The following is a 16,108-nucleotide window of genomic DNA, read 5'->3' on the forward strand; positions in this document are numbered from 1 at the left end:
CGCGTGAATGGTGGTGCCGGCGCAGACCGGTTCTTCCATATTGGCATTCGCGACCATGGATCGGACTGGATTCAGGACTACAACGCCGCCGAAGGCGACGTGCTGGTCTTTGGCATAGGCACGGCGACGGCGGACCAGTTCCAGATCAATACGACCCACACCACCAGCCCGACCGGCGAACGCTCGGGCGATGACAACGTGGAAGAGGCCTTCGTGATCTATCGCCCCACGGGCCAGATCATGTGGGCGCTGGTCGATGGCGCGGGGCAGGACAATATCAACATTCGGATCGCGGGGGTGGAGTACGACTTGCTGGCGTGATATGTGAGTGGCCATTCTTTCCTATTGCTTGCGCTGATTTATATGGCGCAAGCAGCAGCTAATTTGAGAAAAGGTTTTGACGATGGCCAGTGCCCATTTCACCCTGTCGAACGGCAATATCCTCAGCTTCTTCGACTTCGTCACCAATGATTACCGCGATGCGGCGTTTCGGATCACGGCCCCGGACGGGAACCAGGTTGTAGACCAGACCTTGTTGTCGCGGCTTGATGGCGATGGTGCACAGGACATCATCTATTTCGAGGAAACCACCGGGGGCGGGTTCGAGGTTTATCGCTATGCCGGGTTCGACGCGAATGCCGGAGAGCCGCTGTTTTCCGTTGAAACCTTCGATGCCGCCGGTGTCCCCACCGGGCCGGTCACATCGTCCGACCGGTTCGTGTTGTTCGGGGCGCAGAACTTTGATCTTCTGAATACTGTTCGCCAAGAGGGCTGGATCCAGGACGGCACGGGAACCTTTTTCCTCAACGAGGGTGGCGCCCTTTGGATCAATGAGCCTTACGAATTGTCGACTGACTCTGCGTTTGAGGCGTTTCCCTTTGATGGCACGACCATCATCGACACCCAGCAAGGCTTTGTCGTCGCCGGGTTTCAGGATGAAGCTACGTCTGAGCCGATTGATCCCGGCTCGCTCTTCGTCAGCTTCATCGACGATGCGATTGAGACTGGCACCGTTGATCCGTTCACGGCCAGCGAAATCCAGTCTTATGCCGACCGGTTGAACCTGACGGACATGTTGCTGAGCGGGAATCAGGAGTTCCGCCAGTATATCGGTGGCGGTGCAAATGGCGTGCGCTTTGACTCGATCGACACGTTGCGCATGGACGATGGGCACATTCTGGTAGTTTGGTCGGGCTACATCGCGGATGGGGTGGGTTACAACGCGCCCGTTGTCTCTGAGGGGCTGTATGCGGCGGTCGTGAATGCGAACGGTGCGATCGAGGTTGATCCCTATCTGCTGGTGGCCGGACCCGAGGCGGATACCGATGGCGGTTTCGGTGTGACGGGCCTGCTTTATTGGCCGCGCCTTGTGGGGTTGCAGGATGGCAGTTTCGCGCTGATCCACCAGGCGGATACGGCACGGTTGAACAGCGGGGACGACACCATTGTCCGCCATTTCTCGGCGGACCGGACCGCGCTGGAAACACTGCGCATTCCCGATGCCGATGCGCGCGATATCTTCGTCGGGCCGGGCGGAGAAGTGTTCTCCCTTCGCGCCTCGGCGGTCGCCGATGAGGCGGTTCTGCGCAATGTCGGTGATGCGCCGGACCAACCCATGAACCTGACTGGCACCGACGGGGATGATATTCTGCAGGGTGGGGATGCGAATGATCGCCTCGACGGTTTGGCGGGGAACGACATCCTGCAGGGCGGTGACGGGGCTGACACCCTGATTGGCGGTGCCGGAAATGATCAGATATTCGGCGGCCTGACCGACGCCGACCTTCGCGACGTGGTCTTTGGCGGGGACGGCAATGACACGATCCAGGGCGGGGCCGGTAATGATGAGCTGCGCGGCGATGCCGGAAATGACGACATTGCCGGGGGAGCAGGCGCTGACACGGTGATTGGCGGCGCGGGTGATGACGTGATGACGGGCTCGAATTTCGGCGACCTGATCTTTGGCGGCGACGGGTTCGACTTTGTCAATGGAGGGTTCGGCAGCGACCGGGTGAATGGGGGCAACGGTGCCGATCGGTTCTTCCATGTGGGCGTGGCCGGGCACGGGTCCGACTGGATCCAGGACTATGACGCGGCTGAGGGCGACTTGCTGCTCTATGGGGGCAGCGCGACCATCAACCAGTTCCAGGTAAACCGCGCCAACACGGCGAATGCGGGCGAGGCCAGTGTTGACGAGGCGTTTGTGATCTATAAGCCCACGGGCCAGATCCTCTGGGCGCTGGTAGACGGCTTCGGGAATGCGGAGATCAACATCCGGATCGCGGGTGTAGAGTACGATCTTCTGGCGTGATTTAGACTGGGGTTCGCAGCGCGGCAAATTTGTGAGTGCTGCAAACTTTTGTTGCGTGATCATGGCCCGTTTAGCATAAAATGAGGCAGGCAATGGGCCCTCCTTTTGCCTGCTTTTCGTTTTTCGCCATTTCAGGGACAGGTCTTCATGCCCATTTCTCATACGAACGACATCATTTTTGGCAGCGGAGAAGGTTTCTTTGGCCGCCTTGGAAGCGCACCAGCCTCGGCAGTGCTGGCCGATGGCCGCATCGCGGTCGTCTGGAATGAACTGAACTATCCGGGGGACGGCAGCGTTGCCCTCGATTTTGACACATGGACCCGCATTCTGAACGCGGACGGCACGCCGGCCACGGATGCAACCATTGTGAATGACATCAACATCGGATCGCATTCCTTGCCAGACGTGGCCGCGCTGACGGATGGGGGATATGTGGTCAGTTGGCTTTCGCTGACGCGCGATCAGGTCGAAGGTGATGACCAGACGGTGTTTGTCTATGACGCGCATGTGCGGTCCTACACGGCGGCGGGTGCGCCTGAAGGGGCTTCGGTGCTCGCCTCGCCCAACCAGACCACCTATGATCCCGCAGTCTATAACTCGATCCTTGCCAGCAACGTGCAGGGTACCCAGATACACAGCCTTTCGGAAGGGGGCGCGGTCCTTGTCTATTCCCTGCGCGGCGGCAACGGGCTTGACGCGGAAGACGGCACATGGGCCCGCTTCGTGGCAAATGATGGCCAGACGCTTGGCACCCCCGTGCGCATCGCCCCGAGTTCGTTGTTCACGCTGGAATTGGCCGAGCTGGCATCAGGTGATATCGTCCTGCTGGCCTTCAGAGGGCAGCTTTCGGGATACGATGTGCGCATTTCCGGACCGAATCTGACCAGCGCGCCATCCTCGATTGCGGGGGCCACTGCGCCGGTTGAATTCAACCACGATCCGCAGCCCGACCAGAATGGCGGGGGGTACGGGTCTGCGATGCGCGTTGCGGCGCTCTCGGATGGCGGGTTCGCCGTGGCCTATGCCTATAACGAACAGCTTGGCACCGAGGGCGATGAATCCATCCGGGTGGACCGCTTTGGTGCGGATGGCAGCTTTGACTCAAGTGTCAACATCCCGACCGCCGATGACACCGTGATCCAGCCCGGCACCATACCTTACCGGCTTCTCGGGCTGGACGGCGGGCGGCTGCTGGTGGCTTGGACCCACGCAGTGACCTATGGCGACACCGATATCATGGGGGTGATCGTGAATGCCGACGGGTCGCTTGAAAGCGCGCCCGCAGTGATCATTCCCAACCAGACAGGCGCGCAGGCCCTTGGAGATCTGAGCCTGCTCGACAATGGCGATGTCTTCATGACGCTGACCGACGGCTCCGGCGTGCTGGTAGACGGCGTGGCGGACAACCTGCACGGGGTTTTCCTTGAACTTCCTGACGGGCCTGCGCCCGTGGGTGTCACCCGCGACGGCACAAGCGGCGCGGATGTGTTGGTCGGGACGGCAGCCAATGACCGGCTGCGTGGTTTCGATGGCAACGACACGATCCGCGGGCTGGACGGGCCGGATACGCTGATCGGAGACGCGGGCGACGACCATCTGATTGGCGGGGCGTCGGCAGATGACCAGCGCGACGTGGTCTATGGCGGCGCTGGGAATGACAGCATCGAAGGTGGTCACGGCAATGACGAACTGCGCGGCGATGCCGGGAACGATACGATCGAGGGCGGCTTTGGCGCCGACACCGTGATCGGCGGCGGGGGCAATGATGTTCTGACCGGTTCTTCTTATGGCGACATGATTTTTGGCGGTGACGGGGACGACTTCGTCAACGGTGGTTGGGGGCATGACCTTGTCAATGGCGGGGCAGGGGCCGACCGGTTCTTCCATATCGGTGTGGTTGATCACGGCTCTGACTGGATTCAGGATTACAATGCCGCCGACGGTGACGTGCTGCATTTCGGCATTGCGTCGGCCACCCGCGATCAGTTCCAGGTGAATACCACGCACACCTCGAATGCTGCGGGCGAACGGTCTGGAGACGACAACACCGAAGAGGCCTTTGTGATCTACCGTCCCACAGGGCAAATCATGTGGGCGCTCGTAGACGGGGCCGGGCAGGACTCGATCAACTTGCGGATCGGGTCCGATATCTTCGATCTCATGGCCTGATGCATCGAAGGGCCCGCGACGGGAAGGTCGCCCGCCCTGCGCATCAACAGTTTCGAACAACAAAGCCCGCCAGTTTTCTGGCGGGCTTCTTTTTTGTTATCAGGCGCGATTATGCCATCAGGTCGTAAACCTCTCCGGCAATCAACAGGTTGATGCTGTCCTGACCTGCGCCATCGACCAAGGCCCACATGATCTGGCCTGTCGGGCGATAGATGATGAACGCTTCTTCAATCGTGTCATCGCCCGAGCGTTCGCCGGATGGGCTGGTCGTGTGGGCTGTGTTGATCTGGAATTGCGATGCGGTGGCACTTCCGATCCCGAAGTTCAACAGGTCGCCCTCGGCCGCGTCATAATCCTGGATCCAGTCCGAGCCATGCGACTGATAGCCGATATGGAAGAACCGGTCCGCATCCGCGCCACCGTTCACACGGTCATGGCCCCAGCCGCCGTTGACGAAATCATCGCCATCGCCGCCGAAGATCAGGTCGGACCATCCGCTGCCGGTAAGAACGTCGTCGCCCGCCCCGCCAATCACGGTATCGGCACCAACGCCGCCCTCAATCGTGTCATTGCCAGCGTCGCCGCGCAGCTCGTCATTGCCGTGACCACCCGAGATGCTGTCATTCCCAACGCCGCCATAGACCACGTCGCGCAGGTCGTTGTCGCTGGTGCCGCCGATGATCTGGTCATTGCCGTCGCCACCGACAATCGTATCCGCGCCATCGCCGCCAAGCAGGCTGTCGTCGCCGTCAAACCCGCGCAGGCGGTCGTTCCCGGCCAGACCTTCAATCGTGTCATCGCCCGCGCCACCATCCAGGAAATCGGCATTTTGCGTGCCCACAAGGTGCAGTCCGCTGCCTTCAACAGGGTCGGTTGCGGCACTTGTGAGCGCCTCTTGCGTGCCGATCCCGTCAGTATAGGACACACGGACAGAGATGGCGCTGTCCACGTCGTCCTGACCCAGGACATATGTTGCGTCCGTGGCTCCCGGGATCGCGACCCCGTCCCGCAGCCATTGGTAGGAGAACGGCCCAAGACCGTTGGCGTCCGCCACGGTGGAGGTGTCCGCTGTCAGGGTTTCGCCCTGCGTTGGCGTACCTGTCACCACAACCGCGCCCGTCGGGGCCTGACCGGCCAGGGCGGCCATCTGGGCGTCGCTGAGGGTCTGGTCATTGAAGACATAGTATTCGACGTTGCGCGCGACGGTGTCACGGCCCGCGCTGCTGTTGATATAGAAGAACGCATCGTCCATCGACACACTCGATACCGCGCTGCTGTGGATGCCGAAATGCATCCGGTCCTCGCCGGCACCGCCATCGACGGTGTCATTGCCCGCGCCCGAGGTGATGTTGTCATCGCCACCCCCCGCCGAGATGCTGTCATCCCCGTCGCCGGTGCGGATATTGTCGTTGCCGCCCGCCATGTCGAGATAGGTGAAGTGTTCGATGCCGTAGAACCAGGTGTTGTTGCCGCCCGGTCCATCGAACAGCCCGTTATAGCCATCGGTGGCATTTCCCGACCAATACCCGGTGCTGATTGCGCCTTGCCCGTTGGTCAGAACCAGACGGTCGGTGCCGCCTTGTCCGCGCACCTCGTCAGTTTCGCCCATCCACATGGTAATCAGGTCGTCCCCATCACCGGCATAGACGCGGTCTGCAAAGACGCTGCTCTGGTGACCGGTGATGCTGTCATTCCCGGCGCCGGTGGTCAGGTTGAACCCTTCCATGTTCATGACCGATCCGCCGCCCGTCAGGTCCGACGTTTCGTTCAGGTTCACATCGACCAGAGCGTCTGCGCTGCGGTTGGCAATCCAGAAATCGTTTCCGGCGCCACCGTCAACGGTATCATGGCCACCGCCGGAGTTGACCCTGTCGTCTCCGCCACCGCTCAGGAGACTGTCATCCCCTGCACCGGTGGTGATGTTGTCGTTCTCGCCCACTTCATCGGTATAGCTGAAATGTTCGATCCCGTAGAACCATGTGTTGGCGTCGCCGGGGCCGTCATACAGACCGCTATAGCCGTCGGTGGCATTTCCGGCCCAGTAGCCGACACTCGTTGCGCCATGCTGGTTGGTCAGGATCATCCGGTCCGACCCGCCCTGGCCGTGCACCTCGTCGGTGGCACCTGTCCACATGGTGATGATATCGTTGCCATCGCCCGCATAGACGCGATCCGCAAAGACGCTGTTCCGGTGCCCAGTGATAAGGTCGTCGCCTGCGCCGGTCGTCAGGTTGAAGCCCTCCATCGCGCGTACCGAGCCACCGCCGGTCAGGGTAGAGACCTGGTTCAGGTCCACGTTGACCATGGCATCCGCGCTGCGGTTGGCGATCCAGTAGTCAAGGCCGGTGCCCCCGTAGACCGAGTCATCGCCACCGCCCGAATTGACCGTATCATTGCCCGCGCCTGCGACGATCTTGTCATCGCCATCGCCGGTCGTGATGTTGTCATTCCCGCCTGCGCGGTCGGTATAGTCGAAGTGGTTGATATCGTAGAACCAGGTATTGTTGCCGTCGGGCCCATCAAAAAGGCCGCTATATCCGTCGGTTTCGCCGGCACTCCAGTATCCGACACTGGTCGCGCCGCGTTCATTGATCAGAACCAGGCGGTCCTGCCCCGCGCCGCCATGCGCCTCGTCATCGCTGCCCATCCACATGGTGATCAGATCATCGCCCGCGCCACTATAGACACGGTCGGCAAAGTTGCTGTCACGATGGCCGGTGATGATGTCGTTTCCGGCCCCGGTGGTCAGGTTCAAGCCTTCCATGTTGCGCACGGATCCATTGCCTTCGAAGTCCGAAACACCATTCAGATTCACATCAACCAAGGCATGGCCGGACAGGTTGGCGATCCAGTAATCGGTGCCGGACTGACCGTCGATCGTATCGTCACCGCCGCCGGAATTGACGGTGTCATCTCCTACGCCCGCTAGGATGCTGTCATTGCCGTGGCCGGTTGTGACGTTGTCGTTTCCTCCAGCCAGATCGGTGTAGGTGAAGTGCTCGATGCCATAGAACCAAGTATTGTTGCCACTTGGGCCATCGAACAGGCCGTTATAACCGTTCGCCAAATCACCTGACCAGTATCCGACACTCACCGCGCCAATCTCGTTTGTCAGCACGAGACGGTCGGTCCCGCCCTGACCATGGGCTTCGTCACCGTCACCCATCCACATGGTGATCAGGTCGTCACCGTCGCCGGAATAGACCGTATCGGCATATCCACCGTTTTGGTGTCCGGTGATAAGGTCATCGCCCGCGCCGGTGGTCAGGTTGAACCCTTCCATGTTGCGGACGGATCCGCCCCCGGTCAGGGTAGAGACCTCGTTCAGGTTGACATTGACCATGCTGTCGGCGCTGCGATCCGCGATCCAATAATCCCGGCCATCACCCCCGTCAACGGTATCATGTCCACCGCCGGAATTAAGCGTATCGTCCCCGCCAGCGCCAAGAAGACTGTCGTTTCCGTGGCCGGTGGTAATGTTATCGTTTTCCCCGACAAGATCGCGATAGGTGAAGTGTTCAATCCCGTAGAACCAGATGTTGTCGCCGCCGGGCCCGTCATAGAGGCCGTTATATCCATCCGCCAGATTGCCAGACCAGTATCCGACAGATGTCGCGCCGGTCTGGTTCTGCACCACAAGCCGGTCCGATCCGCCTTGACCGTGTGCTTCATCTGTAGACCCCGTCCACAAGATGATCCGGTCGTTTCCGTCCCCGGCGTAGACGCGATCTGCATACACGCTTGACTGGTGACCTGTAATCACATCGTTGCCTGCGCCCGTTGTCAGGTTGAACCCTTCCATATTGCGCACGGATCCGCCCCCGGTCAGGGCCGAGACCCCGTTGAGGTTCACGTTGACCGAACTGTCCGCACTGCGGTTCGCGATCCAGTAATCGTTGCCGGAACCGCCATCGACGGTATCGTCGCCACCACCCGAGTTCAGAGTGTCATCCCCGCCGCCCGACATCAGAGAGTCGTTGCCATCACCCGACCGGATGTTGTCATTGCCGGTTACTGAGGTCAGGAAGGTGAAATGCTGCATGCCGGTATACCATGCATTGTTGCCGCCGCTGCCGTCGAACAAGCCCGAATAGCCTGATGCCAGGTCACCGGAAAAATACCCTGTGGACACGCCGGTTCCCGGGATCGTGTAGCTGTAGGTCAAACGGTCATTGGCGCTCCCGCCGTTGATCGCGCCATCGTTGTCGTCTGTATAGACATTGGTTATGAAATAATTCGCCATGATGATCTCTCCTCTTCCCTACATTATATTCGGGAAAAGGCATGTTCATTTTGATATGCATCAAGTCATATATTTCGTGAATGATATGTAATGCACCACCATAGAGGCGGATCGTCTATCCGACCCTTTCTGGGCGGGTGGCTTTCGCGAAGTGCAACAGCGTTTGCGCATGCCCGTCCATGACATGCCGCAAACCAAGGCGATGTGCATGCCGCCAAAGGGGAGGATGCGGTTACACCGGTAACTGAATGCGTGCGACGTCAGGACACCTGCTGTCGCACCCCCCCCTCGCAAGCATCCCATCGCGCTCTGGCCGCCTGTGTGGCCGGACAAGGGGGATATCACATGGCTGGCACAGGTGCAGAACGCGCAATTTCGAACACGATCCCGCAAACTGGCAGAACCTTGCTGGCGGATATCACGCATAACACGGTCTGGTCCGAGGCAACGCTGGAATACTATCTCGGCAATCAGGATATCCTGGGATGGGACGCGGCCTTCCTGGACGGGTATATGGGCGAGGCCAACACCATGTACGGGGGCCTCCCGGACGCTAGCTTTGCCTATGTCACCCAGATCGAGCGCGCCTTCGAGACGATCGACGCGATGTTGTTCACGGATTTCAACCGGATCACCAATGCCGCGACTGCAGAAACGAATGCTGACCTGCTTTATGTGACATCCGGCCATCCGGACGAGAACCTTGAAGGTTTCAGCGACCTGCCGCCCGGAACCCTGCGCGGTCCGGGGGATAGTTGGTCGATGGGGGCTTATACAAGCAGCTATGCCCATATGAATGCGGACCCCGAAACCGGGGGCGGCGAATATCTCAATTGGGCTTTGTTGCACGAGATCGGCCACGGGCTTGGGCTGTTGCACCCCCATGATGACAACGTGGCTGGGTTTCCGGCGCTGAACAGTGTCGGGGCGGGGCTCAACAATGAACGATATACTGTCATGTCCTATGTGGATGCGACCAATGCCAATACCTATGGCCATGCAGTCACGCTGATGGCGCTGGATGTCGCGGCACTGCAACAGCAATACGGTGTGGATGGCTATGCCGAGGGCAATTCCACCTACACGCTGTTCGACGCAGGGCTGCAGGCCCTGCAACTGCACGAAGGCGACATGCATATCGGACGGGCCTATGCGACGATTTGGGATACCGGCGGCGTGGACACGCTTGACTATGACAGATCCACAAATTCCGTTCTGATCAACCTCAATGATGCCACGCTGGACCGAAGCGGCGTTGCCGAGGACGTCGCGCCGTCACTTACGGCCTTGCGCCATACATCCTTCTACAACAGCCTCGCGCAAACGGTACGTACAGAAACCGTAGACCAGAACTATCACGCCGGCGGATTTTTCTCGCGTGTTCTGACCCTGAACAACGGCACCTATACTGGTCTCGACGGCGGCTTTGCCATTGCCCACGGGGTCGAGATCGAAAATGCCACCGGTGGTCAGCATGCAGATCTTCTGATCGGCAATGAGCAGGCCAATGTTCTGAACGGGAGCCATGGTGACGATGTCCTGATCGGCGGGCGCGGAAACGACACCCTGATCGGCGGCAGCGGGATTGATACTGCGGCATTCTCTGGCGCACGGGCGGAATACCGGTTCACGGGCAACGCAGACGGGTCGGTTTCGATTATCCACGAGGAGAACCGCGCCGACGGTACAGATACGTTGCGTGGCGTCGAGCGCGCGCAGTTCAGCGACCGGATCGTGACCCTTGGCAATGCGTTGGACAACCAAATGACGGGTACGCCGGACGGGGATGAAATCTACGGGCTGGGCGGCGATGACAGCATCTCGGGGCAGGGCGGACGCGACCATATCTATGCGGGCAGGGGAAGCAACTGGATTGACGGGGGCGATAACACTGATGTGGCCTATTACGATGGTAACGTGGCAGATTTCACGGTTGAAACCACAGATGCCATCACCACGGTGATCGGGCCGGGGATTTACGATGTCGTTAGCTATGTCGAATTCCTGCAATTCAACGATGGCCGTATCGAGATTGAAATCCCGCCAATTCAGGGAAACGAAGACGACGACTATCTGGGCGGTACCGAAGGTAATGATTATCTCGAGGGGTTGGCGGGCAACGATACGCTTGTCGGCGGTCCCGGGGACGATACGCTTGATGGTGGCCATGGGGTAGACGCCCTCCACGGCGGGGACGGGGACGACACCCTGATCTTCGGAGAAGAGAACAACTGGACCGGCCAGCTGGAAGGCAATGACGGCTGGGACACGGCGTTCTATCGGGGTGGGTCCATTTCCGACATGGAAATTTCACGCTTCAGCCTCGAGGAACTCGACCTCAACGGCCAAACTTTGATCGGTACGGACGGAGACGACGACATCATACTGAGTGGCATCTCAGTCTACACGTCCACGAACCAGGTCGACCTTGGCGCCGGAGATGACGACTTTTCGGGGTCAGCAACCGACGACAGCGTGCGCGGCGGCGCCGGGGATGATTATTTTTTCCCCGGACAGGGAGATGACACCATTGACGGAGGCGGCGGATGGGATGTGGTCCGTTTCACCGTTCATGATGTGGATGCCCGCATTGAACGAACCGCTGAAGGGTTGATCGTGGAAACGACGTTCTGGGGGCGACATACGTTGATCGGGGTGGAACAGCTGGAATTTGGCAATGGCAACTCGACCATGGTGGATGGGCCGCGGCTGATAGAAGGCACCGAAAACGCAGATGTGCTGGGCGGGTTCACGTCTGAGGATCAGATTTACGGGTATGGCGGGGATGACACGCTTTATGGGGATTCCCGCGATGACACGCTTGAAGGGGGTGCCGGGGATGACATCCTGCAGGGTGGGCCGGGCAATGACTCGATTGCAGGGGGGGACGGCGCACATGACAGGGTCGCCTTTGATGATGCGGCCAGTGGTGTCAGCGTCGACCTGAGCCAAACCGAAATCCAAGATGACGGCTGGTGGGGCGGGGTTGACACGATATCCGGCATTGAAGGCATCATCGGGTCTGCCCATGCCGACAGTCTGATCGGCGATCACGGGGACAACATAATCACGGGAAATGCGGGCGCTGATTCGATCCACGGGCGCGACGGTGTCGACACTCTTGATTACGCAAGCGAAACTGGGCCAGCCGGGATCGTGGTAACAATGCAGGCCAATATGGCCACGGACAGTTTTGGCCACAGCGACAATTTCACGGGTATCGAGGCAATCTGGGGCACGGCCCACGGCGATAGCATCACCGGAGATCTGCGCGCCAACCATCTGGTCGGGAATGACGGCAATGACAGCCTGCACGGCGGGGTCGGCGATGACACGCTGGATGGCGGGGCAGGGGATGATCTGTTCACATCAGGGGATGGGTCTGACGTGATTGATGGCGGGGCCGGCAATGACCGGGTCGTCTATGACAGCGACCCTGACCTTTTCATTCTCGAAGCGCGGTCCGGCGTGGTGACGGTCACGGGGTTGGGTTCGGTCGATACGATCACCGGTGTCGAGCAACTGGTTTTTGGGGGTCAGGTGGTGACGGTCAACGGAAACGGGTTCCTGTTTCCTGGCGGAACCGAGGCAAACGATACCCTTGCCGGAACCGGCGCAGACGACACACTGGATGGTGCCGGGGGCGATGACCGTCTGGATGGCGGCAGCGGCGATGATCTCCTTGATGGCGGCAATGGAACCGACACCCTGATCGGGGGTGATGGACAGGACACCCTCATCGGCGGCACCAGCGAAGACGACCTGCGCGATGTCATCTATGGCGGCAGCGGAAATGACGAGATTGCAGGGGGGCATGGCAATGACGAACTGCGCGGCGATGACGGCAACGACACGATTGAAGGTGGCTTTGGTGCCGACACCGTGATCGGTGGGGCCGGTGACGACCTTCTCACCGGCAGCGCGTGGTCCGACCTCATTTTCGGCGGCGATGGTGATGATTTCGTCAACGGCGGCTGGGGGCATGACCGTGTGAACGGGGGCGCGGATGCGGACCGGTTCTTCCATATCGGGATTTTCGACCACGGCTCGGACTGGGTCCAGGACTACAACGCCGCGGACGGAGACGTGCTGCACTTTGGCATCGCCACCGCGCGACGCGACCAGTTCCAGATCAACACCACCCACACCTCCAGCCCGGATGGCGAACGCTCGGGCGATGACAACGTGGAAGAGGCGTTCGTGATCTACCGCCCGACGGGCCAGATCATGTGGGCGCTTGTGGACGGGGCCGGACAGGACAGCATCAACCTGATGATCGCCGGACAGGTCTATGACTTGATGGCGTGATCCGTTTGGGTGCTGCTATCGCCGTCTACGGGCCGCCGTCTGTTTCACGGAAAACTGGCGCAACAGGCGCGAGGCAAGGTCAAAGGACGAGGCCAGCAACGCAAAGACCACCGATGCCAGAACCGGGATCGGATTTGCCAGAAGGCGGTCAATGGCATTGGCGTTCAACAGGGTCGGTTCCGTCCCGAGCCTTTCGACCTTGATAAAATCATGGGCGGGCGGGGTATAAAGCTGCACATCCAGCCCTGCTGAGGCCCATAGCATGAAACCCACCGCCGCCCGTGGGTTCGGGCTTTCGCCATCGGTGATACTGATACGGTCGCCAAGAAAAAAATCACCCCGCGCGACGGTCATGGGGCGTTGTTGCACGAGGCTGTTCTCACGCACCTCATAGCGACCTTGTTTGACAAGCGTTTTTTCCCCTGAACGCGGAATGGCACCAAGCACGGCCATGCCCGAAAAGGGCAGGCTCTGGACCGTTTCTCGCGTGTGTGCGGGCAGAAAAATAAGCGCCTTTTCAAGGTCGCCATGGTCACCCAGCCTGGTTTCACCTGTTGCGTCACTGGCGACAAAGATCTGGAGGTCTCCGCGCTCGGGCTCTCGCGAGACTTCAAGCGTTGCACCCGGGGCAATGTCAAAAAAGGCATCTGTTACGATGACGCTGTGGTAGAAACGAGTATTGCAGCGGGTGGATCGCTGAACGCTCTGAACGTCCCGGTTTTCAGACGATTTGCGCAGGCAAAGCTCTGCCTCGGGCAGGAACCAGTCGCCCGACAACGCGCGATCGGGGGTCAGGGTCAGGCCGGTTGTCTCGACAGAAATCGCAAAGGACCGCTTCGCAGGCCACATGCTGAAGGCGATTGCAACGGCCACCGCCGCCAAAACGACAAGGGAAACCGCCCAGGATGCCGTGTCGCCTTGTGCCTTGTCGTCAGCGCCTGTTTCACTCATACCTCAGTCTTTCCAGTGGCTTACAAGGCGTATCTTGTCCGACGGTTGCAGCCGCCCGGATTTGAGACGCACGATTTCAACAGTCGCGTCTTTGCCAATCTGCCCCCCGTCGAGCGCACATTGAAAATCATAGGCAATCGCCTGTGACCCCGTGCTGGGGATGCAATCCACCTCATCGCGGTCATTCAGCACCAGAAACACCTCGTCTGCCCCGAACGAGTTAATCCAGAGATAGGCCGGGGTCGATACGTTCGGTGCGGACGTATTCCACGATACAACGGCCACCTCGCCCCGGTCGGATGCGCAGCCCCCCTTGTGCAGGGCGCTCGCAAAATCGGTAAATCGCGCCCCGGAAAGGAAGCTGGCATAGTCCGTAACCAAAGGCACTTCGGCAAACCCGCCCGTCCAGGTGGTTTCCACCTGATAAGGCCATCTGGCCTCGTAACGGCCATCTTGTGATACGGCTTGCAGGCAGACATCGTGACCGGCCCAACTGGCTGGTACCCAGACAAGGACACTGGGTAGGTCGGGCGCGGGACTGCCACGCACCTGAAACCCGGCCAGAACGTTCCCGGAAATCTTGGCGGCCTCGGTGAAACGTTCTTCGGGATTACCCACCACACGCAGCGGACTCTCTGCGCAGACCGCGCTTGCCAAGGCTAACAAACAGGAAGTGTTCAAAAAAAACGTTGTCAGGTGCATCAATATTTCCAACACTAGGCCCGTTCATTATGTCTACGAGTCGTGAAATTGTTCAACTTTTTTCGCCTTACCAAGATTGCCTTGACAGGATTAAGTCTGGTTGCGGGTCACGTGGCCCATGGCGAAGTTGTGTCCATCCAGAATGGAAAGGGGCACGGGTTCCTGTTTCACTATGCCCAACAATGCCTGATGGTCTTGCCCCAACACGTGCACGGGCGACGCCCGAGCCTGACCTTTTCGGGGCGTTCGGTCCAGTTTTCGGGGCAGGCATCGGTGCTTTACCAACATATAGACGAACTTGACCTATCCCTTGCGCAGGTCACCCAGATTGGCGGCGACAACTGCGGCCCCGCTTGGTTCGATCTTGTCGCCACTCGCGGTCAGACGCTGCCGGATCAGGTGACCCTGCGGCGGGTCGAAGGGCAGGGCGTATCGACCCGGACCCCGATGCATGTGAACGAACAGGGACCGACCCGCTTTCGGGCAAAGGTATTCTCGGCCTTTTCTGCCAACGGTATTTACCAAGGGACAAGCGGTGCCACGGCCTTTGCCGGAACTGTTCCCATCGGCATGGCGATCGAGGCCCCGCGCGCCGACACGGCGGATTTCCTACGCTATGACCGCATCGTTGAAGGCATCGCGCGCGTGGCCGGTCTGCCTATGGAAAAACCAAGCGGATCGACCGTATACAGTGAATTCGAACCCTCTGCGGGTATGGTGCGCCATGCCGACGAAGGCCCCGCGGCGGTTTATACCCCGGACCAACCGACCTTTGCCCCGGTACTACAACTCAGGAAAGGACCGACTGAATGATCCTGCGCGCGATTGCGACCCTTGCCATGCTATTTGCCCTGACGGGAACGGTGTCTGCCCAGCAGATCGACCCGACCAAGCTGAAACAAGGGTTTGTGATGAAATTCTATCCGATCATCGATCCGACCAAACCGGATGTTCCAAAGGGGCGGGCGATTGCATCGCTGGTCTATAATGACGGGTTTCCGGTGTCCTATTTCAAGCCGTTCGACATGCAGCCTGCGCTGAAGAAGTATCAGGACAAGTGGTGGCTTCTGGAGTTCGACGGCTACCTCAATTTGACGGATAACGGGGACTATACTTTTGCCACGACGCTTTCGACCGGCAAGGAATGGGCCACCTGCGGCAGTGAGTTGTTCCTGAACGGGGTATCCATCAACAAGGTTGCCCATAAGCAGCATGAAGGAAACCGCAACGCCTATAAGGATATCCCCCTGGCGGCGGGTCTCTATCCCATCAAGATCAAATTTTTCTGTACGGATCGCCGGCACACGAATGTGCCTCAATTCGAACTGGCCGTGCGTGGGCCGCGAGATCCCATGGCGCTGCCCTTTGCCGCGCGCAATGTTTTTCATCTGGTCGAATAGGGCCATTACATAAGGATTTTCGCC

The 16,108-nt window shown here is 59.7% G+C and carries 8 protein-coding genes and 1 pseudogene; 6 read left to right on the plus strand and 3 right to left on the minus strand.

Annotated features, from left to right (window positions below):
• The 3 genes and pseudogenes from WNE31_RS17610 to WNE31_RS17620 form a co-directional block, all read left to right on the plus strand.
• A pseudogene (locus WNE31_RS17610) lies at positions 1 to 321 on the plus strand (hypothetical protein); the annotation flags it as partial.
• 82 nt (positions 322 to 403) lie between these two features.
• Positions 404 to 2,311: a calcium-binding protein gene (locus WNE31_RS17615; protein WP_349981261.1), complete on the plus strand. Its 1,908-nt coding sequence runs from the start codon at positions 404 to 406 to the stop codon at positions 2,309 to 2,311.
• Between the two features lie 147 nt (positions 2,312 to 2,458).
• Positions 2,459 to 4,480 (plus strand): calcium-binding protein, encoded by a 2,022-nt coding sequence (locus WNE31_RS17620; RefSeq protein ID WP_349981262.1) that lies wholly within the window; start codon positions 2,459 to 2,461, stop codon positions 4,478 to 4,480.
• A 109-nt stretch (positions 4,481 to 4,589) separates the two neighbouring features.
• On the opposite strand, the gene WNE31_RS17625 is transcribed toward WNE31_RS17620, so the two are convergent.
• On the minus strand, positions 4,590 to 8,723 hold the full coding sequence (locus tag WNE31_RS17625) for a beta strand repeat-containing protein (protein ID WP_349981263.1): 4,134 nt from the start codon (positions 8,721 to 8,723) through the stop codon (positions 4,590 to 4,592).
• Between the two features lie 345 nt (positions 8,724 to 9,068).
• Here WNE31_RS17625 and WNE31_RS17630 point away from each other — a divergent pair, with 345 nt between their 5' ends.
• Positions 9,069 to 13,031 (plus strand): M10 family metallopeptidase C-terminal domain-containing protein, encoded by a 3,963-nt coding sequence (locus tag WNE31_RS17630; RefSeq protein WP_349981264.1) that lies wholly within the window; start codon positions 9,069 to 9,071, stop codon positions 13,029 to 13,031.
• A 15-nt stretch (positions 13,032 to 13,046) separates the two neighbouring features.
• On the opposite strand, the gene WNE31_RS17635 is transcribed toward WNE31_RS17630, so the two are convergent.
• Positions 13,047 to 13,982, minus strand: a complete 936-nt coding sequence (locus WNE31_RS17635; RefSeq protein ID WP_349981265.1) for a hypothetical protein — start codon at positions 13,980 to 13,982, stop codon at positions 13,047 to 13,049.
• Positions 13,983 to 13,985: 3 nt separating this feature from the next.
• Positions 13,986 to 14,600 carry a hypothetical protein gene (locus WNE31_RS17640; protein WP_349981266.1) on the minus strand — a complete coding sequence of 205 codons (615 nt, stop codon included), beginning with the start codon at positions 14,598 to 14,600 and terminating at the stop codon, positions 13,986 to 13,988.
• A gap of 165 nt (positions 14,601 to 14,765) precedes the next feature.
• Between WNE31_RS17640 and WNE31_RS17645 the strand changes: the two genes are divergently transcribed.
• Positions 14,766 to 15,497, plus strand: a complete 732-nt coding sequence (locus WNE31_RS17645; RefSeq protein WP_349981267.1) for a hypothetical protein — start codon at positions 14,766 to 14,768, stop codon at positions 15,495 to 15,497.
• Positions 15,494 to 16,084: a PA14 domain-containing protein gene (locus WNE31_RS17650; protein ID WP_349981268.1), complete on the plus strand. Its 591-nt coding sequence runs from the start codon at positions 15,494 to 15,496 to the stop codon at positions 16,082 to 16,084. Before WNE31_RS17645 ends, WNE31_RS17650 begins: the two co-directional genes overlap by 4 nt.
• Positions 16,085 to 16,108: the final 24 nt, after the last annotated feature.

Source organism: Shimia fortis (assembly GCF_040225985.1).
In the GTDB taxonomy this organism is placed as follows: domain Bacteria; phylum Pseudomonadota; class Alphaproteobacteria; order Rhodobacterales; family Rhodobacteraceae; genus Shimia.